Source organism: Asticcacaulis sp. P2_B1 (assembly GCF_056404915.1).
Genome location: NZ_JBFUDD010000001.1, coordinates 518889 through 541862, shown reverse-complemented (window position 1 = coordinate 541862; position 22974 = coordinate 518889). Strand labels below are relative to the sequence as shown.

Sequence of the window (22974 nt, the reverse complement as noted above, 5' to 3'; positions counted from 1 at the left end):
GCCCGGGGTTAAACGCGTTAGGCAAGGGCATGTTGTCCCTTTTGGCGCCCGCGGCTGCTGCCTCGCTTTTGCTGATGGCGATCCTGATCTGGAAAAGGCTTGCCTTTCCAGGCCATGGGGAATTGGCCCTGTCCCTGGCCTTCGGCGCGCTGTTCTTTCTGTACCGCGCCGACAGCGTGGCCTTTGCGTGGCTGCAGCCGGTTCTTTGCGCCGGTCCGTTGGCCTGCAATCGCGCCATCCGCGCCGGGTTCGAGGTCGGCCGGCGCTCGCCGTCGATCGAAGGCCTTGTTCTCGTCGTTCTCGTTGCCTCAGGCGTTTACGGCTATGCCGGTCACGTCGTCTGGGCCGCACGTGTGTTCGACGTCGTCAGCCTCGGCCTGTTTTTCGAATTGCCGTTGGTGGTGTGGCGCGGCCTGCCGGACGATCTGGTGGCGGCCCGGCGTCAGGCGCGACTGTGGTGCCTGGCCATTGGCGCCGGTCTCAGCCTGCTGATCGCCGTGGCTTCGGTTTTCGGCCACGGAGCCCTGGCGGTGACCGCCGGGGCGGCCGCGGTCATCCTGTTGTGTTGGGGCGCGGTGGCGTTCGGCGATCGGGTTTTCGGGGCCGTTGTCCCGCAACCGAAGGCGCTTGATCATCGCGATAGCCAGGTGCTTCGGCGCCTGCGAGGCCTGATGCGCGACGAAATGCTGTATCGCGACCCCAACGTAACACTGTCGCGTCTGGCTCAGCGCCTGGACGTGCCCGAGCATCGCCTGCGACGGGTCATCCATGTCGGTGAGGGGCAGCGCAATTTCAGCGCATGGCTCAATGGCTGGCGGATCGGCGAGATCAAGGCCGCGCTCGACGACCCGAGCCGGGAGGATAGTTTGCTCAACCTCGCCATGGCCGCCGGCTATAATTCGTTGTCGGCGTTCAATCGTGCGTTCAAGGCGGTGGAGGGCATGACGCCCAGCGCGTACCGGGCGGCGCGGACGGCGAAGACGGTGGCGAGCGCCAGGAACAGTCCGGACGTGGCCAGCGATACCACGACTCCTTGAGCCGGCAGCAGGACGGCGGCCGCGACGGAGACCAGGGCGCCTATAAAACTGGTCAGCTTGAAGGCATGCTCCGCCGGATTGAGCGTAGTTCGCCATTGGTGAGGAAAAACAATGCGCAGGACATCATAGCTGCCGTAGAACATCAGGCTGCCCATGGCGCCATAGACGCGTGCCGGTCCCCAGTTGAAAACACCGCCGTGGCGCCACAGCAGGTAGATGGCTATACCGCCGGCCACCAGGGCCAAGGCCGGCAACAGGTCCAGCGGGCCGCGGCCATTGTGTTTGAGGTGCAGGGCGCGCACACCCGACCACAGCTGATAGGCAGTGAGGAAGCTGACACTGATCAGGTCGGTCTTGCCGCGAAAGACGAGTGCGCCCAGCAGGGCGGCGGCGATACTGGTGGCCGCGATGGCCACGGTGACGCGGCCCAAACGCCTGTGCGTGAGGTCGCCCTTACGGCGGGCGAGTTGGACAAGGCCCAGCCCTATGGCAAGGCAACCTGCGCTGACGTGGACGATGATATTGATTGTGTGAAGGGACATGCGAGCTCCTGTTGTGGAGCTCGCATGTTATTTCGTTGGCTGTTCTTGTCTGCGCGATTTCAGAAATCGCTCAGCCCGGTTTCGGGTCCAGGGCCTGTGGCCCTGGCTACTCCTTCTTCGCCAATTCGTCCTTGAACGCATCCAGGCTAAGCGGCCGGCCGAGGAAGTCCTGGATCAGCACATTGGCGTCTTCCGAACCGCCGGGTTCCAGCACCAACTTGCGATAGCGCACGGCGGTTTCCGGGTTGCGCATGCCGTCCGCCTTGAACTTGGTGAAGAGGTCGAGTGCGATCGCCTTGGACCAGACATAGGTATAATAGATGGCGGAATAGCCGTTGAGGTGGCCGAAGCTGTCATAGCTGTGGGTGCCGGGTATCGGCGGATACATCGAATAACGCGCGATCTGTTCGTCGTACATCGGCGACAACTCGAAGTCCGGCTTGCGGTCATAGAAGTTGAGCGAGACAGCGGAATAGGCCAGTTGGCCTTTCCAGTCACCGGCTTCACCGAAGCGGCGGCCGGCATTCATCTTGGCGACCAGGGTTTGTGGAATGGGCTCGCCCTTGTCGTTGGAGGCAAAGCGCTTCAGCGTGTCGTAATCCCAGGTCCATTCTTCGAGCAATTGCGACGGCGCCTCGATGAAGTCCCATTGCAGGTTGCCCATGGACTGGGTGCTGTATCGGGTATGGCCGGAATACATGTCGTGGATCAGGTGACCGAATTCGTGCAGGAAGGTGGTGACGTCGTCATGGTCCATCGGCCCGGTCGCCGGGAAGTTGGTGACCAGGGCGCCGACCGGCACCTGACGGCCTTCAACGCCGGTGCGAATGGGGAATTGGGCGGCGTGGTTATATTTGCCGTCGCGCGGGCTGAGATCGAGATAGAAGCGGCCGACCAGCTCGTCGCCGTCATAGAGCTCCCAGGCGGTCACCGAGGGGTCCCAGACGGGCGTGTTCCACGGGCGGATGTCTGCGGCGAAGAGATCGTGGACCAGCTGGAAGATACCACCGCGCGCCTTGTCCAACGTGAAATACTGGCGAACCTCGGCGGAATCGACATCGTATTTCTGCTTGCGCAGCCGGTTTTCCATATAGGTCCGGTCGTAGCGCTGCAATTCGGTGATAGTGGGGTCGACCGTCTTGGCGAAGGCCAGCAGTTCGGCATAGTCGGCATCGGCGCCGGGCTTGGCGGCGACGTTCATGTCGTCGAGGAACTGGGCGGCGTGTTCAGGCGAGCCGATCATCTTGTCGGCGGTGATGAGGTGGGCATAGTCGCTATAGCCCAGGGTTTGTGCCAGGTCGTAGCGCTCCTGGAGCAGGGTTTTGAGCACGGCATCATTGGCCGGATAGCCGCGGTTGGAATAGCCGGTCAGGACCTTTTTGCGGGTTTCGCGATTGTCGGCGAAGGTGAAGACCGGGATGGTGTCGGGATAGTCGTAGGTCAGGTGGATCAGGCCGTCGGCGCCGGGTTTATGGCCGTCCAGCCAGTCCTGCGGCATGCCAGTTAGTTCTTCGGGCTTCAGCGGCATGTCGCCCTTGTCGTCGCGGATATTGGCGTCGAATTTCAGCCCGGTTTCGGTGATCGCCTTTTGCAGGGCCGTGACCTTCGCGCGCGTCGCCTCGTCCTTGTCGACCCCGGCCAGCTTGTAATTGGTCAGCATCTTGCCCAGCGTAAAGGCGCTTTTTTCGTCGAGACCGGCGGTCGGGATGGCGGCCAGGCGGTCATAGATCGGCCGCGACAGCGACACCTGGGTGCCGAGATCGGACAGGCGCGGCACGCAGGCTTCGGCGGCGTCGCGGACAGCCTTGACCGGGCTGGTTTCGGAGATCAGATACATCTCGTTGCTGCTGTCGGACAGGACCAGCGACAGGGTGTCGAATGCGGCGTAGACGGTCGCCATGTCGGCGGGGCCGGTGCGGGCTTCGAGGGCGGCGCGTTCTTCGCTGATCAGGCCGGCGGCGGTGTCGCAACGCGCGGCGATGGTGGCTGGATCGGTCTCAGTCATAATCGAGACGCCCAGGAAGGCATTGGCCCTGGCGTCAATTTCGGTTGTCGCAGCGAAGGCGGGTAGGGCCAAAGCTGTAGAGACGAGAGCGGTCGAGGCCAGCAGGGCGGCGGCGAAGGTCAGGCGAAACGGCTTTGACATGGAGGGCCCCTCAAGGATGTATGGCAAAGTGTTAACAACAGAAACCACCACTGGCAACGATCATCTTGTCCGGCGACGAATTGACTATTTATGGCATAGGTTTTACGCCGCTCGGCCATGAAAGCCTCGGACTCCGACACCGTCGTCTATGCCGCCCTGGCCGGCAATATATTGGTCGCCTTGACCAAGGCGGCGGCGGCATTTTTTACCGGCTCGTCGGCCATGCTGTCGGAGGCGGTCCATAGTGCCGTCGACAGTATCAATGAGATACTGTTGTTGTATGGCGGCTGGCGTTCCCGGCGGCCACCGGATACCGCCCATCCGTTCGGCTTCGGCCGCGAGCTCTATTTCTGGAGCTTTATCGTTTCGCTCTTGATCTTTGCCCTGGGGGCGGGGGTATCGCTCTATCAGGGCATCCATCACCTGTCGGCGCCGGACCCTATCCGCAATCCGTGGGTCAGCTATGTCGTCTTGTCGCTGTCGCTGGTTTTCGAAGGCGGATCGTGGTGGGTGGCCTTGCGCAGCCTGCGGGCAGCGAAAGGCGACGAGACCTATCTGCAAGCCATCCATCGCAGCAAGGATCCGCCGCAGTTCATGGTCGTGCTGGAAGACAGCGCGGCCATCGTCGGCATTCTCATCGCGCTCGCCGGCACCTGGGCGTCGGTAACCTTTCATGAGCCGCGCTTCGACGGCATCGCCTCGATCCTGATCGCCGTCGTCCTGGCCGTTATCGCCACGGTCCTGGCGCGGGAAAGCATGGAACTGTTGATCGGCGAACGCGCCGACCCGGCCATGCAGCAGGCTATTACCGAGATGGCGCGCGCCATGGACGGCATTGTCGAGGTCAATGGGACATTGACCTCGCAGATGTCGCCGCAGCAGGTGGTGGTGGCGATGAGCATTGAATTTGACGACGGCTTAAGCCTGGTCGATGTCGAACGCATTGTCAGCGACCTGGAAAGCCAGGCGCGGGAACAGTATCCGGAGATCATGTCGTTGTTTATCAAGCCGCAGACGCCGCAGGGCTTTCGTGCTGCGGTTACGCGCAGACTTGAGCCGTCTTAAGCTTTGACGAACTCTTCGATCAGAGCGTCATGCATGGCGTTCAGCGCACCGGACCAGTCAATCAACGTCTCAGCTTCGAAGACACGCGATGTCGGATACCACGGCAGGTGATCGGTGCCGAGGCAGTTCCAGGCATTGGGCGAACCCAGGATCCAGATCCGGGCGCCCGCGGCGCCGGCGATATTGCTGGTGGCGTTGCAGGGGCCCAGGATGCAATCGAGCGCAACACAAAGGGCGGACAGGTCGTCGAGGTCGTTCTTCAGGTCGATGCCGGGTGGCGTCCAGATATCGAGGCCGGCGGCCTTGGCCTCGGCCATTTCTTCCGTCGTGTCGCCGTATTGCAGGTTGACGAACTGAATGCCGTCGATGTGCAGGATGTCCTGCCATTGTTCGAACGGCGAGTAGTAGCGGTCACGCCGCGAGTGCTGAATTAGCGACTTCCATAACAGGCCGACCTTGGGCTTTTCGTTGACGCCGTTCAGGATCGCTTTCCAATAGGCGACGCGTTCCGGGTCGGGTTTGAAGAAGGCGTTGTGCGCCGGGAAAGATTCCGGCGTCGGGCGATAGGAAGCGAGGAAATCGCCCATGGTCGCCCAATTGTCCCATTCGCTCCAGTCGGTGATGGCCGGAAAGATCCGGACATTGCGGTTCTGATGCTTGCCGGTCTGGTGCGCCACCACGACGGCCGTCGGGAAGGCCTTCTCGAAGACGGGGACCAGGCGCTGTTCGACGCCGATACCGAGCTTTCCGTCCGGGCCGATGTCGCGCAACACGTCCGGCAGGGTGGTCGCGTACATGACTTCGTCGCCCAACCCCTGTTCGGCGGTCACGAAGATGCGTTTGCCGGCAAGCGGGATGGATTTGTTCCAGCGCGGTTTGTGGCAAACATAGTGGAGCTTGTCGATCGTGTCGTCGCTGTCGCGGGCGGCGTACCAGGCCCAACCTTGCTCATAATCGCCCAAATGCAGGTAGGAAAAGGCGATGGACAGCTTGCAGGTATGGATATTGGCCGGATCGACGAACATGGGCAGGGCGCGCAGGAGGTAGTTGACCCCTTCGCGGGCATTGCCCATGACGCCCATGGCATTGCCGAGATTGTAGAGGGCGTGGACGTGGTCGGGGTCGAATTTCAGCGCTTCGCGGTAGAAGATGGCCGCGGTTTCGACATCGCCCTTGGCGTTGATGACGGTCCCCAGGGCGTTCCACAGCTGGCAGTCCGTCTGGTCGTGCTCGATCGCGCTTTTGAGCAGATCGACGGCTTCGTCGAGGCGGTTGGCTTCGCGCATGACCGAGGCGAGATTATTGATGGCTTCGCCGTGGCCCGGGCATTTGCGCAGGAAGAAGATGAAGAACTTTTCCGCCAGCTCGTTCAGGCCGAGGCGATAGGCGAGGCGGCCCAGGTCGTTGGCGATCGAGGGATTGTCGGGGTGAAGTTTGAGCGCGGTTTCGTAGCAGGTGATGGCCGTCGCCAGATCGGCGCATTTTTCGCGCGAGATGGCCAGGATGTGCCAGGCTTCGCCGCTCTTTTCATCGACATTCAGCGCCTTCAGCGCGAAATCGCCGCCTTCTTTCCAGTCGCCGCGTTTGAAGGCCAGCAGGGCTTCCTTGAGCAGGACAAGGGTATCGAGGCGCTTGATGTGGCTGGTGTCGTCCAGCAAGGCCTTCAGGGCGGCGTTCGAGCCGGCGTCACCCAGGATCTGGGAGGCGGGGTTGAGCACCTGAACCGGATGATATGGCAAGCCTTTGCTTTCGAACGGCACAGAGGTTTGTACGTCGGGTTCCGGCGTGTTGAAGAGGAAATGGGCAGGCTGTTTTTTCGACCGTGGGGCGGCGTTTGACATAACTGGCTTCACTCGGTGTTTTCGTGCATCCTGTTAGACAGAGATTCGCTTAACAGGTCCTGAAGAAACGGGTGCGCGAGTCCTTATGGGGGCAAAGTTTCCTCCATGAATCCTGAGTGAAATTATCATGCTAAACCTGCTGTTAACTCGGCCCGCGTATAGATCGTTGCAACGGTCTGGCGCGTTCCGGCAGATCCGAAGGAAAAAAAATGCCGCTGAAACTGTCTTTGAAGCCCGGGGAAAGGTTCGTGCTCAACGGCGCCGTCGTTCAAAACGGTGATCGCCGCTGTTCATTGGTCTTGCAGAACAAGGCGTCTGTGCTGCGTGAAAAAGACATCATGCAGGAAGAGGAGGTCACCTCACCGGCGCGGCATATCTACTTCCCGGTCATGATGATGTATCTGGATGAGGCGGGCGCGGACAAGTATTACGACGAATTCCTCAAACGCATGTCGGAGTTCATGAGCGTGATCGCCAACCCGCAGATCCTGGCCGAATGCGTGCTGGTGTCGCGCAGCTTGATGGTCAAGGAATATTACAAGGCGCTGATGGGCTGTCGCAAGCTTGTCGACTATGAAGACGAACGACTAGGTAAGGTAAAAGAATAGCATGTCCTTAAAGGCGTATCAGACGACAGCCGCCCGCGCGGAGAATCCGCGTCAGACCGAGTACCGCCTGTTCGGGCAGGTGACGCGCGCCCTGATGGAAGCTGAAAAAATGGACAAGTCGATGATTCGCGAGCGCATGGATGCGCTCGACTGGAATCGCCGTATGTGGTCCGTCCTTGGCGCCGATTGCTCGGTCGAGGGCAATGGTTTGCCCGACATCGTCCGCGCCAACATCGTGTCACTGTCGATCTGGGTCAACAAACACACCTCCCTGGTCATGCGGAATCAGGAAGAGATCGCGCCGCTCATCGATATCAACCGCATCATCATGCAGGGCCTGGCGCCCCAGCAGGAAGAGCCGGGTCCGGAAAATTACGGCCTGGGTACGCGGTCGCACGTCGGCTAAATCCGCCACCCAGCTTGAATTCGGAAGCCCGGCCGCGGCGCGCGCCGGGCTTTTTCATGTCCGCGGGGCGGCGATAGCGGTCATGGCGCCGCCAACCGGTCGCCCAGGCCGACCAATATGCCGGCGGTCGCGCCCCAAATATTGTAGTCGCCATATGGGATGGCATAAAACTGGCGGATCTGTCCCTGCCAGGTGCCTGAGCGGACCTGACGATTGGCGGCGTCGAGAAGGAAGTCGAGCGGCACTTCGAAGATGTCGTCGACCTCAGCGGGATTGGCGATCACGCTGAAGCCTTCGCGCACGACACCGACAACCGGGTGGATGCGAAAGGCGGAGCCGGTCTCATACGGCCCAAGCCGGCCGACGGGCGTAACGAAAGCGGGCGCTATGCCGGTTTCTTCCTCCGTTTCGCGCAAAGCGGCAGAGACGATGCTGTCATCGTCGGGCTCGATCCGGCCGCCGGGAAAGGCGATCTGGCCGGCATGGCTGGACAGGTGCGACGACCGCAGTGTCAACAGGACCGTCAGGCCGGCGGAGCGTTCGACGATCGGTATCAGGACGGCGGCGTCACGGAAAACCGTCGCCGGCCGCCAGTCGCGATTGAGATCGCCGTCCCCGGCCGCGGCGGTGGCGGGAGCCGCGGTGAGGGGCTGCAGGCGTTCGCTCAGCCACAGGCGGGGGTCGCCCGGCGGCAGGCTGAAAGCGCGCACTGTTTCGGCGGGTGACGGCATGGTGCCATCAAAATCGCATTCGTCCACGCTGTCCAGCGTTTCCTTGGTCAAGGCGGGCATGATTAACGGCGGGCTAAAATTGCCGGGCGGGCAAGATTTGCCCCGAAGCGATGATTGCGGCGCTCCCTGATTCTCGAACGCGCAACTTAAAACTTTTGTTCATTTTCAATAACATAAATTAAATATKGCGTGGCACGGCCATGGCACCGGCATTGCATTTGGTTGAGCAGGCCAAAATGGCCAGACAGCAAAAGTCTGTTTTAACCCGACCAGAATGGAAGGATCACCGATGTCTCTCTCGGTAAACACCAATATGGGCGCTATGGTAGCGCTGCAAAACCTCAACAACACCAGCACAATGCTGAGCACGACCCAACAGCATATCAGCACCGGTTTGAAGGTGGCGAATGCCAAGGATGACGGGGCGACCTTCGCGATCGCTCAAAGTCAACGTGCCACGGTAGCGTCGCTGGACGCGGTGAAGGATTCGCTGAACCGGGCTTCGTCCTCCGTGGATGTCGCCATGTCGGCGGGTGAAAGCATCTCGGACATGTTGACCCAAATGAAGGAGAAGGCGCTCGCAGCTTCCGATACGTCTTTGGATACCACCAGCCGTTCGGCCCTGAACACCGACTTCGCCGCCCTGCGTGACCAAATCACCAAGACGGTGAGCAACGCGGTCTTCAACGGCATCAATCTGGTGGACGGCAGCATCACCGGCCTCAACGCTTTGGCTAATGCTGACGGTTCCTCGCACCTGACGGTTTCGTCCCAGGATCTTTCCCTGGCCGGCGGTATTGTCAGCCTGGCGACCGATGCGACCTTCGCTTCGGCCACCTCGGCCAGTGCCCTGCTGACCACGATCGATTCGTCGATCAACAATGTGTCGGCAGCCCTGGCCAAGTTGGGTACATCCTCCAAGTCCGTTTCGGCGCACATGGCCTTTATTGGCAAACTCCAGGATTCGCTGGAAGCAGGCATCGGCAACCTCGTCGACGCCGACATGGCTAAGGAAAGCGCCAAATTGCAGGCTCTGCAGACGAAGCAGCAGCTCGGCATTCAATCGCTGTCCATCGCCAATCAGGCGCCGCAGATCGCGCTCAGCCTGTTCAAGTAATATCCCCAAAACGCCGGGGCAGGGCAAACCTGCTCCGGTCTTTTTTTGCCGGCGCGCTGAAGAAGCGAGCCGGCATTTTCTTTTGCCGCGGCGGTGCCTGGCGAAACACTTTCTTTGCCCTCTCGTTGTAATAATACCGCAAGGTGGGCGTTCGCGGCAAAAAATGCCTGCCCGGCAAAATTTGCCGGACCTCGGCAAAAAGTGCCGGGTAAAAACAAGGTTAAAGCGATGTTAAAATCAATAAAAACATGAAGTTACGGATTTTATCTAAGGGGCCGCGACTGGCCCCGAACTTGCAATAACTGACTCAGGCAAAATGCCACCGGTCGACAAAATGTCACCGGATTTCTTTAGAAGAAGGACTGTTTTGATGCAAAGCGTCAATACCAATGTTGGGGCCATGGTTGCCCTGCAAAACCTCAACCGCACCTCTAACGATTTGTCGACGACTCAGAGCCGTATCTCCACGGGCCTGAAAGTCGCCAATGCCAAGGACGACGGCGCTGCTTTCGCCATCGCCCAAAGCCAGCGCGCCACGGTTTCGTCGCTCGACGCCGTCAAGGATTCGCTGTCGCGCGGTTCGTCCGTTGTGGACGTTTCCATGTCGGCCGGTGAATCGGTCTCCGACATGCTGACCCAGCTGAAGGAAAAGGCCCTGGCCGCTTCCGATACGTCGCTGGATACCACGAGCCGCAGCGCTCTGAAGAACGACTTCGAATCCATCCGTGACCAGATCACCAAGACTCTGAGCAATGCGACCTTCAACGGCATCAACCTCGTTGACGGCACCAACAGCTCGATCGCGGCCCTGGCCAACGCCGACGGTTCGTCGACCATCACGGTTGCAGGTCAAGACCTGTCGCTGGGCGGCTCGATCAACTCGCTGGCGACCGATGCGACCTTCAGCACGGCGACTTCGGCCAGCAACCTGCTGACCACGATCGATTCGTCGATCAACAACGTCTCGGCCTCGCTGGCCAAGCTGGGCACGTCCTCGAAGGCCCTGGAAAACCACGCCACTTTCGTGGGCAAGCTCCAGGACTCGTTGACTGCCGGTATCGGCAACCTTGTCGACGCCGATATGGCCAAGGAAAGCGCCAAGCTGCAAGCGTTGCAGACGAAGCAACAGCTCGGCATCCAGGCTCTGTCCATTGCCAACCAGTCGACTTCGACTGTCTTGAGCTTGTTCCGTTAATCGCGGAGCGGGGAGGCGGTCGTTCGCGGCCGCCTCCCACTCATTCTCGCTCAATAGGAGGACGTCCCGTCTCCCCCGGGACGCGTATCGGAGATGATCAATAATGTCATAAGTTTCCCTCAGGTTCCGGAAGTCACGTACATCAAGCCGACTCCGGACGTACCTCAGGATATTCAAGCGGCCAGCGCATCAGGCCAAACCAAGAACCAGACCGACAATTCCGACCTTTCGCACAGCCAGGACCAAGGCGCTCCGCCGGAGTACAGCCTGCGTCTGACCGTCGACAAGGACCCGAAAACCGGCGACTGGGTGTACAAGGCTATCGATCGCTACACCGGCGAAGTCGTTCGGCAACTGCCCCGGCAGGAGCTTCTCGACATGAGAAAGTCGTCGAACTATCAGGCTGGTTCGGTTATTAAAACAGATATTTAGACTGATCTCCTAAGGTCTGAGTGCAAAACTATCCACCGTGCATTGTGTAATGCGCGGTAAAAGTCGTTTGCGGATGTTAACCTTTTGCTTACCATGATCGTTAAGACTTTGCTGAGTCGGCGATTTTTGGAGCAAGCCACAACATGTCTGTGAGTGTACACACGAACTCATCCGCGATGATTGCGTTACAGAATCTGAACGCAACCAATAAGAAGATGGAAGACGTCCAGAGCAAGATCAGCACAGGCTTGGCGGTCTCGACCGCCAAGGACAACTCGGCGGTCTATTCTATCGCCCAGGGGCAGCGGGCGGACCTCAGCGGCCTTAACGCCGTCCGGGACAGCCTCAACCGCGCAAATTCCATCGCCGATGTGTCGATGGCGGCGGGTGAATCGGTATCCGACCTGCTCAACCAGATGCGCGAAAAGGTCGTCGGCGCCATGGACACGTCGATCGACACCCAGTCACGGGCGGCGTTGAACGGCGATTTCCAATCGATTATGGGGCAAATTCAGCACATCGTCGAAAACGCCACGTTCAGCGGCACGAACATTCTCAACGGTTCCGTCGCGACGGATATTCAGTTTATCGCCAATGCCGACGCCAATTCCAGCATCACGCTGAATGTTCGCGACCTGTCGTTCGGCGGCTCGATCATGACGCTGAGCTCCCAGACGACGCTCTTGACCTCGACCTCGGCCTCAGCCTCGGCGGTCCTGACCGCCCTTGATGCCTCGATCAACAATCTGAACTCGCAATTGGGTGCGCTCGGTTCGCAATCCAAGCAGATCGAAGGCCATATCAGCTTCATCGCCAAGCTCGACGACGCCATCACCGGCGGTATCGGTCACCTGGTCGACGCCGACATGGCCAAGGAAAGCTCGCGCCTTCAAGCCTTGCAGGTCCAGCAGCAGCTGGGCACGCAATCCCTGTCGATCGCCAACCAGGCGCCGCAGCAGATCCTGTCGCTGTTCAAGTAAGCTTAGCGGACTTGATATTCGAAAAAGGCGGGCGCAAGTCCGCCTTTTTCTTTGGGCGAAAACTCAGTCTTCCTTCCGCCACCGGCTCAGCAAGTCGGCGCGCAGGGCATCGAAGGTCCCGCCGGCAATGGCTGCGCGCATGCGGATCATCAGTGCCTGGAAGAAGGCGATATTGTGCCAGGACAACAGCATCTGGCCCAGGATTTCCTCGGATTTGACGAGGTGGTGCAGATAGGCCTTCGAATAATCGCGGCTGGCCGGACAGTCGCTGGTGGCGTCCAGGGGCGTGTCGTCCTCGGCGAAACGGGCATTTTTCATGTTGATCGCGCCGTCCCACGTCCATGCCTGGCCGTGACGGCCCGAGCGGGTGGGCAGGACGCAGTCGAACATGTCGACGCCGCGGGCGACCCCTTCCAGCAGGTCTATGGGCTTGCCGACGCCCATCAAGTAGCGCGGGCGTTCCCACGGCAGGAGCGGGGCGCAATAATCGAGCGTGTCGCACATGGCCTGATGGCCTTCGCCAACCGCCAGGCCGCCGATGGCATAGCCGTCGAAACCGATGTCCATCAGACGGTCGGTCGATTCCCGGCGCAAGGCTTCGAACGTCGAACCCTGCTGGATGCCGAACAGAGCCTGGCGGTCGCGCGTGCCGAAGGCCTGTTTCGAGCGCAGGCCCCAGCGTGCCGACAATTGCAGCGCCTGTTGCGCGCGTTTCTCGTCGGCCGGCCACGACACGCACTCGTCCAGCTGCATGACGATGTCGGAACCCAACAGATCGGCCTGGATCTCGATCGAACGCTCGGGCGACAGGACGTGCTTTGATCCGTCGATATGCGAGGCGAAGGTGACGGCGTCCTCCTTGACCTTGGATATCTTCGACAGGCTCATCACCTGGAAACCGCCGCTGTCGGTCAGGATCGGACCGTCCCAGCCCATGAATTTGTGCAGGCCGCCCAGCCGCGCCACGCGTTCGGGGCCCGGACGCAACATCAGGTGATAGGTGTTGCCGAGGATGATCTTGGCATGGGCCTGGCGAACCATGTCGAGCGTCAACGCCTTGACGGTCGCCGCCGTGCCGACGGGCATGAAGATCGGCGTCGGGATGTCGCCGCGTGGCGTCTTCAGGACGCCTGTGCGAGCCTGGCCCTGAGAGGCGTGAATGGTAAAAGGAAAGCTACTCATTTTCGTGAAGTATTTTCTAACAAGCAGGCATCGCCATAGGAGAAGAAGCGATAGCCGGTGGCGATGGCGTGGGCATAGGCGGCCTTCATAACGTCGGTTCCGGCGAAGGCGCAAACCAGCATGAACAGGGTCGATTTCGGCAGGTGGAAATTGGTCATCAAGACGTCGGCGGAACGAACGGTGACGCCTGGCGTGATAAAGATCGAGGTCTCGGCAGCGAACGGATGGATGATGCCTTGCTGATCGCAAGCCGATTCCAAAAGGCGTAGCGAGGTCGTGCCGACGCAGACGATACGACCGCCGGCGGCGCGGGCGGTGTTGATGCGATCCGCCGAAGCCGCTGTAATCACGCCGAATTCGGCATGCATCACGTGGTCCTTGGTGTCGTCGACCTTGACCGGCAAGAAGGTCCCCGCGCCGACGTGCAAGGTGATGCGTTCGATCAAAACGCCCATGGTTTGCAATTGTTCCAATAATCCGGAAGTAAAGTGCAGGCCGGCTGTCGGCGCGGCGACACTGCCTTCTTCATTGGCGAAGATGGTCTGATAATCCGTCTTGTCCTGCTCGTCTTCGAGGCGCTTGGAGCGGATATAGGGGGGCAGGGGCATGGCGCCGATGACGTGCAGCCGCTCGATCAGCTCGACCGGAGTGTGCTTGAAGTCGAGCGTATAGAGGCCGTTGTCGTCCTTGGCAGAAACACTGGCTTGCAATTCAAGAGTCGAATTCGAGCTGGAAAAATGCAGATCGTCGCCGGTCTTGACCTTGCGCCCCGGCTTGAGAAAGGCCTGCCATTGCGAGGCACCGGTGGCCTTGATTAGGGTGGCCTCGACGGCGACATCCGAGTCCGGCCGGCGGCGGATACCGTGCAACTGCGCCGGCAGTACGCGCGTGTCATTGACGACCAGGAGGTCGCCGGCGCGCAGGAACTGGGCGATGTCGCCGATACGGCTGTCGCTCAAGGTCCCGTCGCCGGCGACGCGCAGCAGACGCGCGGACTCACGCGGCTCCGCCGGGCGCAGGGCAATACGGTCTTCGGGCAGGTCGAAATCGAAATCGGAAACAAGCATGGGCGGCTTCAAGCCGTAAACGCGGTTCAGGTCAAGAGAAATGCCTTATACCGTGACCTGTGTGCCCAATTCGACGACACGTCCCGGCGGGATATGGAAGAACTCGGTCGGGTTGGCGGCATTCTTCATCAGGAAGATGAACAGGTAGTCCTGCAGCAAGGGCATGCCCGACTTGGCCGACGGCACCACCGAACGGCGGCCGAGGAAGAAGGTCGTCGACATGACGTCGAACTTGACGCCGTGCTTGCGGCAAATCGCCAGGGCCTGCGGCAGGTTCGGACTCTCCATGAAGCCGTAGGCAACGGTCACGGTCTGGAAGCTGGCGTTCAGGGTTTCGACGGCGACACGATCGGCTTCCGGCACGCGTGGCGAATTGGAGGTCTTGACGGTCAGGATGACATTGCGCTCATGCAGCATCTTGTTGTGCTTGAGATTGTGCATCAGGGCGACCGGCGCGACTTCGGTATCCGAAGTCAGGAAGATGGCGGTCCCGGCGACCCGGTGCGGCGGCCTCTTGTCCAGCATGGCGATCAGGTCGCCGAGCGGCAGGCTGTCGCGCCGCGCCTTGTCGGCCAGGATGCGCGCGCCGCGGGTCCAGGTCGCCATGACCAGGATGAGCGCGCCACCCAGTGCCAGCGGCATCCACGCGCCGGAGAAGAACTTGGTCAGGTTCGACGCCATGAAGACGGCCTCGATCAGACCCAGCGGCGCCAGCAGGGCGAGCGTGCGCCAGCGCGGCCACTGCCAGGCCCGGCGGATGACGATCCAGGCCATGATGGTGCTGATGAACATGGTGCCGGTGACGGCGATGCCATAGGCCGAGGTCAGGTTGTCTGAGGTGCGGAAAACGGCGACCAGATAGATGACGCCGACCATCAGCAGGGTATTGATCGGCGGCACGAAGATCTGGCCGGCCTGTTTTGCCGAGGTCGAGCGAATTTCGATGCGCGGCAACAAGCCGAGCTGTACCGCCTGCTGGGTCATCGAAAAGGCGCCGGTAATGACGGCTTGCGAGGCAATCACCGTCGCCATGGCGGCCAGCAGCAGGATAGGCCAATAGAGGACATCGGGCACCATCCGCCAGAATGGATTGCTGCCCGCGGTCGGGTCGATGAGGGTCAGCGCGCCCTGGCCGAGATAGTTGATGATCAGGCACGGGAAGACGATCCACAGCCACGCCGTGCTGATCGGGCTTTTGCCGAAATGGCCCATGTCGGCATAGAGGGCCTCGGCGCCGGTGACGACCAGGAAGACGCTGCCCAGGATGACGAAGCCGGTGAAGCCGTTGGCCAGCAGGAACTGGATGCCGTAATGCGGGCTCAAAGACGCCAGGATGTCCGGGCGCTGTATGATAAAGCGCAGGCCGAGCACGGCGATGGCGGCGAACCAGATCAGCATGACGGGGCCGAAGAATCGCGCGACCTTTTCGGTGCCCTTGGATTGCACCATGAACAGGGCGATCAGGATCGCCATGGCGATGGGCAGGACATAGGGATCGACGCTGTGGCCGACACCGGGTGCATCCTTCATGCCCTCGACGGCGCTCATGACCGACAGGGCGGGTGTGATGATGCTGTCGCCATAGAACAGGGCGGCGCCGCAGATGCCGAGAAAGAACAGGGTCGGCGAATAGCGTCCGAAGGCCTTTTGCGCCAGGGCCATCAAGGCCAGGGTGCCGCCTTCGCCGCGGTTATCGGCGCGCATCAGAAAGATGACATATTTGACCGTGACCAGGAGCAGCAGGGCCCAGAAAACCAGCGAGATGACGCCGAAGGTCGCCAGGTGCGGATCGGTGCCGGCGCGGGTATGGCGCAGGGCCTCCTTCATGGCATAGAGCGGGCTGGTGCCGATATCGCCGAAGACAACGCCGACGGCGCCGATGGTCAAGGCCCAAAAGCCCGAGCTGGCGTGGCCGTGGCTCTGACGTGACTCAGTGGCGTCCTCCGCCTGGGCGGTGGACGTTACGGGGGCATCCCCTGTCATTGTGGCTCCTGAATGCGGCATTACCCGGCGACAAGATCACAAGGCGCGTATAGCCGGCATAAAAAGCCGGCCAGCCCCTGTATAGATTTTGTATAGATGGGCCGGTTGTTAGCTTGCCAGAGCTTTGCGCACATAGGCACGCTGGGTTTTCAGCCAGTCCAGGCCTTCGTCGAAACTGCCGAATTGGGCCAGGGTGCGCACCGGGAACAGGGCCTGGGTCAAGGGCAGGCGCGCCCGGACCAGGGGATCTGCGCTGATGACGGCGGTAAAACAGCCGCGGTCGCGACCTGCGGCCAATCCGTTCCAGCGCGTCGCCAGGTCTTCGATTTCGGTGACCAGGACGGTATTTTCAAAACGTCGCATGTCGATCAGGCTGTCATAGGTCCAGACCTCGGCGACATCGGCGATCTGCTGCATGACATTATGGTTGATCTGTTCGCCGTCGATATCGCCGATGTAGCGCACGATCAGGATGCGATGGTCTTCGTCGACGGTGAGGGTAAGACGGGAACGGCCCATGGGGTATCCGATGTTATGCATCGGAGTCGTAACATGTTTGCCTTAAGGGTTTGTTGACAGCCGTCAATCGCGCCTGCCGGTAAAATGAAACGCCCGCGCCGGGTCGGGCGCGGGCGTTACGATTCAGTACGAAGGGCCGTATTAAGCGTCCACGGCGTTACGCCGCGAGGTCCGCGGCAACCTTCATCGAAACGATCTTGCCGGGACTGCGCGGCGGCTCACCCTTGGGCAGGGCGTCGACATGTTCCATACCGTCGGTGACTTCACCCCAGACGGTATATTGGTTGTCGAGGAAGCGGGCGTCGTCCAGGCAGATAAAGAACTGGCTGTCGGCCGAGTCGGGGTTCTGCGAACGCGCCATCGAGCAGATGCCGCGGACGTGGGGCTCCTTGTTGAACTCAGCCTTGATCTTCTTGCCGGAACCGCCAAAGCCCTGGCCCTGGGGATCGCCGCCCTGGGCCATGAAGCCCGGAATGACGCGGTGGAAGACGATGCCGTCATAGAAGCCTTCGCGCGCCAGCTCCTTGATGCGGGCGACGTGGTTCGGCGCCAGATCGGGGCGCAGGTTGATCGTGACCGGCCCGGTGTCGAGCGTCAGGATCAGGGTGTTTTCGGGATCATTGGACATGATGGGAAATTTCCTCAAAGCGGTTTGAGAGGCTCACATAGGGTATCCCACCCTCTATTTCAAAAAATAAATTCTCGATCCTTTATGCGCCGCCCTAAGCTGAGCATTCCGGCGGCTTCTTTTCGCCGGCCTTGTACATGGCGCAGGCGCGGTCGATCTCGCCTTGAATGATCTCGCAGATGTCTTCGGTCGTGCACGGCGGATGGGTGGCCGGCGAGACGGCGATGCAGCGGTCGGCCAGTTTCTGCGCCGCCGCTTCGCCGATGGCGGATTTGCAGGTGCCGGCTGGGATTGCCAATGCCGATTGTTTGCTGAGCACCACGGAGTCTGTCGCGACGGCTGCCATTTCGGAGGAAAAGGAGGCCGCTGAATTCTCCGCTGACGTAGCGATCTCGGCGGGTTTTTCGCGCGGTGAGCAGGCGGCGAGGGCGAGCAGGCCAAAGACCAGAGTAGGGGCGATGACCGCGGTGCGCATGACGACTCCTGAGATTGCCGACAAAATAGTTTCCGATTCAGCGGCAAAAGCAAGTATAGAGCGCGCATGAACGACAAGTCCGATCCTCCCGAAGAACGCCGGCGCATGGTCAAACCGCCGACCGGCGGCAATCTGTCCGGCCGCGGCCTGGGCCACACCGCGGTCAAGACGGCGCGCTTCCGCACGCAATCCTCGGCCAAATGGCTGGAGCGGCAGCTGAACGACCCCTATGTCGTCAAGGCCAAGGCCGAAGGCTGGCGGTCGCGCGCGGCCTTCAAGCTGATCGAGATCGACGAGCGTTTTCACGTTCTGCACAAGGGCTCGAAGGTCGTCGATCTGGGCTGCGCCCCGGGCGGTTGGGTCCAGGTGGCGTTAAAGCGCGGCGCCGCGAATGTCGTCGGTGTCGACCTCTTGCCGGTCGATCCGGTGCCGGGCGCTGACCTGCTACAGGCCGACTTCACCGATCCGGCCATCGGTCCGCAGCTGATGGACATATTGGGCAGCAAGCCCGATGTCGTCCTGTCCGACCTGGCGCACAATACGGTCGGCCACAAACAGACTGATCACCTGAAGATCATGGGCCTGCTGGAAATGGCGGCCGATTTCGCCTTCGATAACCTGAAACCAGGCGGCACCTTTGTCGCCAAGGCCTTCCAGGGCGGCGAAACCGAGCACCTGCTTCTCAAGCTCAAGACCACCTTCGAGACCGTCAAGCACATGAAGCCGAAATCGAGCCGCGCCGGTTCGACGGAAATCTATATTGTCGCCCTGGGTTATAAGGGCTAGGCTGATCTCTTAACCGGAGGTGGGCCTGTGAAAAAACTGCTTGGATTGATTTTGGGGTTGATCGTGCTGGCGGCGATCGCCGGCTGGACGGTGCCTTACTGGACGCATGGCTCGAAGGTCGTGACCGTCACTTTGGTCGACCACAAGCTGATGACCGACCACGGCAAGACCAAGGACGTCTATCTCGTCTACACGACCGACGGCACTTACAAGAACGTCGACAGCCCGGCCTATTTCAAATTCAATTCGTCCGATATCCAGGGCAAGCTGGCCGAAAAGGGCAAGTTCAAGATCGACTATTACGGTTTCCGCGTGCCCGTCTTCTCGATGTACAAGAACATCACCAAGGCGGAGCGGGTGGCGGAGTGAGTAGAGGTGTCCGCAGATTAACGCAGATTTTAAGGGGTGATTTTTCAGAGCGTAACTGTGAAGGCCCGGAGCGAACCGGTCGGTAATATTGATCGCAAGGCGATCGTTTTGCCGCGGCGCCATCAACACAGGGCGGTTATCGCGCTCTGAAAAATCACCCCTTAAAATCTGCGTTAATCTGCGGATCCCCTTACTTCTTCGCTTTCTTCGGCTTCTTCGCCGGCAAATTGGCCGCACTCCGCTTCAGCCAGCCACGCAGCGCATCCTTGTCCTTCAGCATGGCATCCGGCACAACCACATAGGTTTTGCTGACCGGCTGGGACTCATCATATTGCAAAGCCTTGGCGCCCGACACCGCCATCAGCTCAGCATGATCGTCGCCCGCCAGCTTCACCGCCAGACCGACATCCGACAGGGATACGAACGGCTTGCCCTCGGCATAGGCCAAAATCCCGCCGAACATGGCCCGGAACGATACCTCGAGATCGGGCGGCGCCGCGGCCTCTACGATTTTCTGCAGCTCTTTCGGATCATGCGCCATGGTTCATCTCCTGTTTCATGCCAAAGCGTGATAGCTGCTCACGCGCTGAAACAATTATTTGTCAGCAAGGCCTTTACCTAACCCACGCTTTCCCATATGCACAACTCGCAAAATGGAGAGTCCTTATGGATATACGCGAAGGCTTAACCTTCGACGACGTTTTGCTGGAGCCCGGTCCCTCGGACGTGGTGCCCACTTCTGTCGATACGAAGACGCGGTTCACCCGCACCCTCAACCTCAATATTCCTCTGGTGTCGTCCGCCATGGATACGGTCACCGAAGCGCCCCTGGCCGTCGCCATGGCGCAGTCGGGCGGGATGGGCATCGTTCACCGCAACCTGACCAATGAGCAGCAGGCCGACGAGATCCGCGCCGTCAAGCGCTTCGAATCGGGCATGGTCATCAACCCGATCGTTATCCACCCGGACACCAAGCTGGCCGAGGTCCGCGACATCGTGGCGAGACGCCATATCTCGGGCTTTCCGGTCGTCGAACGCGAGACGCAAAAGCTGGTCGGCATCCTGACCAACCGCGATATCCGCTTCGAAGGCGACGGCTCCAAAACCGCCGCCGACGTCATGACCACCGAAAACCTGATCACCGTCACCGACGGCGTCGATCAGAACCGCGCCCGCGAATTGATGGCGAAACACCGCATCGAGCGCATCATCGTCGTCGATGAAGCCTATCGCGCGGTCGGTCTGATCACCGTCAAGGACATGGAAAAGCAGCGCGACTATCCGGCCGCGGCCAAGGACGCCTCCGGCCGCCTGCTGGTCGGCGGCGCCTCTACCGTCGGCGATGCCGGCTTCGAGCGCTCCATGGCCCTGGTCGAGGCCGGCGCCGACGTCGTCGTCATCGACACCGCCCACGGCCACTCCATCCTGGTGTCCCAGGCCGTCACCCGCCTGCGCAAGGAGACCAACAAGGTCCAGATCGTCGCTGGCAATGTCGCCACCTATGACGCCACCCGCGCCCTGATCGATGCCGGCGCCGACGCCGTCAAGGTCGGTATTGGGCCCGGCTCGATCTGCACCACGCGCATCGTCGCCGGCGTCGGCGTGCCGCAACTGACCGCCATCCTCGACAGCGTCCGAGCCGCCGAAGGCACTGGCGTCCCGATCATCGCCGATGGCGGTATCAAGTTCTCCGGCGACCTGGCCAAGGCCATTGCCGCCGGCGCCTGCACCGCCATGCTGGGGTCGATGTTCGCCGGCACCGAAGAGGCGCCCGGTGAGGTCATCCTCTATCAAGGGCGGTCCTATAAGTCCTATCGCGGCATGGGTTCCGTCGGCGCCATGGCGTCCGGCTCGGCCGATCGCTACTTCCAAAAGGAAGTCCGCGATTCGATGAAGTTGGTCCCGGAAGGTATCGAAGGTCAGGTGCCCTACAAAGGCCCGGTCGGTCCGGTTATCCATCAACTGGTCGGCGGTTTGCGCGCCGCCATGGGCTATGTCGGTTCGCCGACGATCGAAGAGTTCCAAAGACGCGCCCGTTTTGTGCGCATCACCGGCGCAGGCCTGCGTGAAAGCCACGTCCACGACGTGATGATCACCCGCGAAGCTCCGAACTACCGCCAGTAGGAGAGGTCATGTCGCAGGAATTGTGGGTTCTTATCTTTGCGGTGATCCTGGGTCTGATCCAGATCGCCGTCGCTGCGACCTGGCCGTTGACGCGGCCGGGCTACGGTGAGTGGAACGCCGGTCCGCGTGACGTGCCCTTCGATCTCGGGCCCGTTGCCGGGCGGTTGCGTCGCGCTTACAAGAATTTCCTCGAAACCTTTGCTTTCTTTGCCGTTGTTGTCATCTGCCTCAACTTTGCCGCCAAGTCCGACGGGATTTCGATCGGCGGCGCCTGGCTGTATCTGGTCGCGCGCATCATCTATGTGCCGCTCTACGCCCTCGGCGTCAAAGGCCCACGTTCCATCGCCTTCCTCGCCTCGCTCATCGGTATCTTGATGTGCCTGTGGACCCTGATCAGATAAGGACCGACGATTGACTCCCGCTGCCCGACTCCAAGCTGCCGCCGACATTCTCGACCAATTGGCGGGGACGCGCGCGACGGCTGAGGCCGTGCTGAAGCAGTGGGGCCAAAGCCATCGCTATGCCGGCTCGAAAGACCGCCGCGCCATCGCCGACCGCGTCTATCGCTGCCTGCGAGCCCGCGAACGGCTGTTGTGGGCTATGCAGGCGGATGGCAAGGGTTCTGGCCGCGCCCTCGTCCTGGCGTCCTTGTCCCTGATCGACGGCTTGCCGCTGGATGAGATCGAAACTTTATTCAATGGCGCAGGTTATGGCCCCAAGCCTCTGACCGACCAGGAAAAAGCACTCATTGTTGCCGAGCCAGGTGAGGCGCCTTTGTGGGTCACCACCGGCCTGCCACAGTTCGTCGTTGCCCGCTTCGAAGCCCAGTTCGGCAAGACCTGGACCGCCGAAGCCACCGATCTGATGATGCCGCGTGCTCCCATCGACCTGCGTGTCAACGGCGCCAAAACCACGCGGGCCGCCATGATCGAGGCCTTGCAGGCCGACGGCCTGGCGCCCGAACCGACGCCTTTCTCCAAATACGGCATCCGCCTCAGCGCCGAGCCGCCGCCCAACCTGGTCAAGCTCGACATCTATCAATCCGGCCAGATCGAGATTCAGGACGAGGGCTCGCAGATCGCCGCCTTCCTCGCCGGCGCCGGTATTTTGCCCGGTGCGACAAAGGTGGTCGATTTCTGCGCCGGCGGCGGCGGCAAGACGCTCGCCCTAGCCCAGATGATGGACGGCAATGGCGAAATCTATGCCTGCGACGTCGTCGAAAAGCGCCTGAAAGCCATCGAACCGCGTTTGATCCGCGCCGGCGCCACGGCGCATTTCATCCATTTCTTCGATCCCGACGACACGGCGCAACTGGAACTGCTGAAGGGCGCCGACCTGGTCCTGGTCGATGCGCCGTGTTCGGGTTCAGGCACGTGGCGCCGCCACCCGGAAGACGCCCACCGCCTGAATGAAGACCGCGTCGCCGAATTGCATACCATCCAGACCCAGATTCTCGATCGCGCCGCGTCCTGCGTCAAGGTCGGCGGGCGCCTGGTCTATGTCACCTGCTCGGTACTCGACGACGAAAACACCGCCACGGCCGATGCTTTTGAGGCGGCGCATCCGTTTTTCGATGCCCTGCCGATCCACACCCTTCTCGAACAGGGCCACCTGTACCTCGACCACGCCGCGCGTCTCACCAAACTGGCCCAGGGCCACCGCTTGCGTCTGACGCCGCATACTACCCAAACTGACGGCTTCTTCGTCGCCGCCTACACACGCATTTCATAGAAAGGGTCAT

Annotated in this window: 23 protein-coding genes; 13 read left to right on the top strand and 10 right to left on the bottom strand. The window is 61.0% G+C overall.

Annotated features, from left to right (window positions below; genetic code table 11):
• The first annotated feature begins 29 nt into the window (after positions 1-29).
• On the top strand, positions 30-1037 hold the full coding sequence (locus AC1DX3_RS02535; protein WP_476987656.1) for a helix-turn-helix domain-containing protein: 1008 nt from the start codon (positions 30-32) through the stop codon (positions 1035-1037).
• A gap of 648 nt (positions 1038-1685) precedes the next feature.
• Here the strand turns inward: AC1DX3_RS02535 and AC1DX3_RS02530 are convergent.
• Positions 1686-3725 carry a M3 family metallopeptidase gene (locus tag AC1DX3_RS02530; RefSeq protein WP_476987655.1) on the bottom strand — a complete coding sequence of 680 codons (2040 nt, stop codon included), beginning with the start codon at positions 3723-3725 and terminating at the stop codon, positions 1686-1688.
• A 117-nt stretch (positions 3726-3842) separates the two neighbouring features.
• On the opposite strand from AC1DX3_RS02530, the gene AC1DX3_RS02525 reads away from it, so the two are divergent.
• Entirely contained in the window at positions 3843-4790 is a 948-nt protein-coding gene (locus AC1DX3_RS02525) for a cation diffusion facilitator family transporter (protein WP_476987654.1), read from the top strand.
• Here the strand turns inward: AC1DX3_RS02525 and AC1DX3_RS02520 are convergent.
• The gene (locus tag AC1DX3_RS02520; RefSeq protein ID WP_476987653.1) at positions 4787-6631 is read right to left on the bottom strand and encodes a tetratricopeptide repeat protein; all 1845 of its coding nucleotides are present in this window, start codon (positions 6629-6631) and stop codon (positions 4787-4789) included. The two genes, AC1DX3_RS02525 and AC1DX3_RS02520, sit on opposite strands and share 4 nt — an antisense overlap.
• 209 nt (positions 6632-6840) lie before the next feature.
• Between AC1DX3_RS02520 and flbT the strand changes: the two genes are divergently transcribed.
• Together flbT and flaF are read left to right on the top strand one after the other, a co-directional pair.
• Positions 6841-7239 (top strand): flagellar biosynthesis repressor FlbT, encoded by a 399-nt coding sequence (flbT, locus tag AC1DX3_RS02515; protein ID WP_476987652.1) that lies wholly within the window; start codon positions 6841-6843, stop codon positions 7237-7239.
• 1 nt (position 7240) lies between these two features.
• A complete protein-coding gene (flaF, locus tag AC1DX3_RS02510; protein WP_476987651.1) occupies positions 7241-7645 on the top strand; it encodes a flagellar biosynthesis regulator FlaF in 405 nt (134 codons plus the stop codon).
• 80 nt (positions 7646-7725) lie between these two features.
• Here flaF and AC1DX3_RS02505 read toward each other — a convergent pair whose 3' ends face one another.
• Positions 7726-8436: a CoA pyrophosphatase gene (locus tag AC1DX3_RS02505; protein ID WP_476987650.1), complete on the bottom strand. Its 711-nt coding sequence runs from the start codon at positions 8434-8436 to the stop codon at positions 7726-7728.
• A 229-nt stretch (positions 8437-8665) separates the two neighbouring features.
• On the opposite strand from AC1DX3_RS02505, the gene AC1DX3_RS02500 reads away from it, so the two are divergent.
• From AC1DX3_RS02500 to AC1DX3_RS02485, 4 genes are all read left to right on the top strand, one after another.
• Positions 8666-9493, top strand: coding sequence for a flagellin (locus AC1DX3_RS02500; protein WP_476987649.1), 828 nt, complete (start codon positions 8666-8668; stop codon positions 9491-9493).
• A gap of 370 nt (positions 9494-9863) precedes the next feature.
• Entirely contained in the window at positions 9864-10688 is an 825-nt protein-coding gene (locus AC1DX3_RS02495; protein ID WP_476987648.1) for a flagellin, read from the top strand.
• A 93-nt stretch (positions 10689-10781) separates the two neighbouring features.
• Positions 10782-11120: a flagellar protein FlaG gene (locus AC1DX3_RS02490; RefSeq protein WP_476987647.1), complete on the top strand. Its 339-nt coding sequence runs from the start codon at positions 10782-10784 to the stop codon at positions 11118-11120.
• A gap of 143 nt (positions 11121-11263) precedes the next feature.
• The gene (locus AC1DX3_RS02485; protein ID WP_476987646.1) at positions 11264-12100 is read left to right on the top strand and encodes a flagellin; all 837 of its coding nucleotides are present in this window, start codon (positions 11264-11266) and stop codon (positions 12098-12100) included.
• Positions 12101-12163: 63 nt separating this feature from the next.
• Here AC1DX3_RS02485 and tgt read toward each other — a convergent pair whose 3' ends face one another.
• The 6 genes from tgt to AC1DX3_RS02455 all read right to left on the bottom strand — a co-directional run bounded on the left by tgt (position 12164) and on the right by AC1DX3_RS02455 (position 17954).
• The gene (gene tgt, locus AC1DX3_RS02480; RefSeq protein ID WP_476987645.1) at positions 12164-13282 is read right to left on the bottom strand and encodes a tRNA guanosine(34) transglycosylase Tgt; all 1119 of its coding nucleotides are present in this window, start codon (positions 13280-13282) and stop codon (positions 12164-12166) included.
• Positions 13279-14349 carry a tRNA preQ1(34) S-adenosylmethionine ribosyltransferase-isomerase QueA gene (gene queA, locus AC1DX3_RS02475; protein WP_476987644.1) on the bottom strand — a complete coding sequence of 357 codons (1071 nt, stop codon included), beginning with the start codon at positions 14347-14349 and terminating at the stop codon, positions 13279-13281. Before queA ends, tgt begins: the two co-directional genes overlap by 4 nt.
• A 45-nt stretch (positions 14350-14394) precedes the next feature.
• Complete coding sequence (locus AC1DX3_RS02470) at positions 14395-16332, bottom strand: potassium transporter Kup (protein ID WP_476987643.1); 1938 nt, start codon at positions 16330-16332, stop codon at positions 14395-14397.
• A 108-nt stretch (positions 16333-16440) separates the two neighbouring features.
• Positions 16441-16851 carry a hypothetical protein gene (locus AC1DX3_RS02465; RefSeq protein WP_476987642.1) on the bottom strand — a complete coding sequence of 137 codons (411 nt, stop codon included), beginning with the start codon at positions 16849-16851 and terminating at the stop codon, positions 16441-16443.
• Positions 16852-17008: 157 nt separating this feature from the next.
• Positions 17009-17479, bottom strand: coding sequence for a peptidylprolyl isomerase (locus AC1DX3_RS02460; protein ID WP_476987641.1), 471 nt, complete (start codon positions 17477-17479; stop codon positions 17009-17011).
• Between the two features lie 94 nt (positions 17480-17573).
• Positions 17574-17954 carry a hypothetical protein gene (locus AC1DX3_RS02455; RefSeq protein WP_476987640.1) on the bottom strand — a complete coding sequence of 127 codons (381 nt, stop codon included), beginning with the start codon at positions 17952-17954 and terminating at the stop codon, positions 17574-17576.
• Between the two features lie 66 nt (positions 17955-18020).
• Here AC1DX3_RS02455 and AC1DX3_RS02450 point away from each other — a divergent pair, with 66 nt between their 5' ends.
• Both AC1DX3_RS02450 and AC1DX3_RS02445 read left to right on the top strand, forming a co-directional pair.
• Positions 18021-18740, top strand: coding sequence for an RlmE family RNA methyltransferase (locus AC1DX3_RS02450; RefSeq protein WP_476987639.1), 720 nt, complete (start codon positions 18021-18023; stop codon positions 18738-18740).
• 27 nt (positions 18741-18767) lie between these two features.
• Entirely contained in the window at positions 18768-19109 is a 342-nt protein-coding gene (locus AC1DX3_RS02445) for a DUF1523 family protein (RefSeq protein WP_476987638.1), read from the top strand.
• Between the two features lie 190 nt (positions 19110-19299).
• On the opposite strand, the gene AC1DX3_RS02440 is transcribed toward AC1DX3_RS02445, so the two are convergent.
• Positions 19300-19650, bottom strand: a complete 351-nt coding sequence (locus AC1DX3_RS02440) for a TfoX/Sxy family protein (RefSeq protein WP_476987637.1) — start codon at positions 19648-19650, stop codon at positions 19300-19302.
• Positions 19651-19775: 125 nt separating this feature from the next.
• Between AC1DX3_RS02440 and guaB the strand changes: the two genes are divergently transcribed.
• The 3 genes from guaB to AC1DX3_RS02425 are packed head-to-tail and all read left to right on the top strand — an operon-like array spanning position 19776 to position 22964.
• Entirely contained in the window at positions 19776-21233 is a 1458-nt protein-coding gene (gene guaB, locus AC1DX3_RS02435; protein WP_476987636.1) for an IMP dehydrogenase, read from the top strand.
• Between the two features lie 8 nt (positions 21234-21241).
• Positions 21242-21634 carry an MAPEG family protein gene (locus AC1DX3_RS02430; RefSeq protein WP_476987635.1) on the top strand — a complete coding sequence of 131 codons (393 nt, stop codon included), beginning with the start codon at positions 21242-21244 and terminating at the stop codon, positions 21632-21634.
• A gap of 10 nt (positions 21635-21644) precedes the next feature.
• Positions 21645-22964 carry an RsmB/NOP family class I SAM-dependent RNA methyltransferase gene (locus tag AC1DX3_RS02425; RefSeq protein WP_476987634.1) on the top strand — a complete coding sequence of 440 codons (1320 nt, stop codon included), beginning with the start codon at positions 21645-21647 and terminating at the stop codon, positions 22962-22964.
• Positions 22965-22974 lie beyond the last annotated feature (10 nt).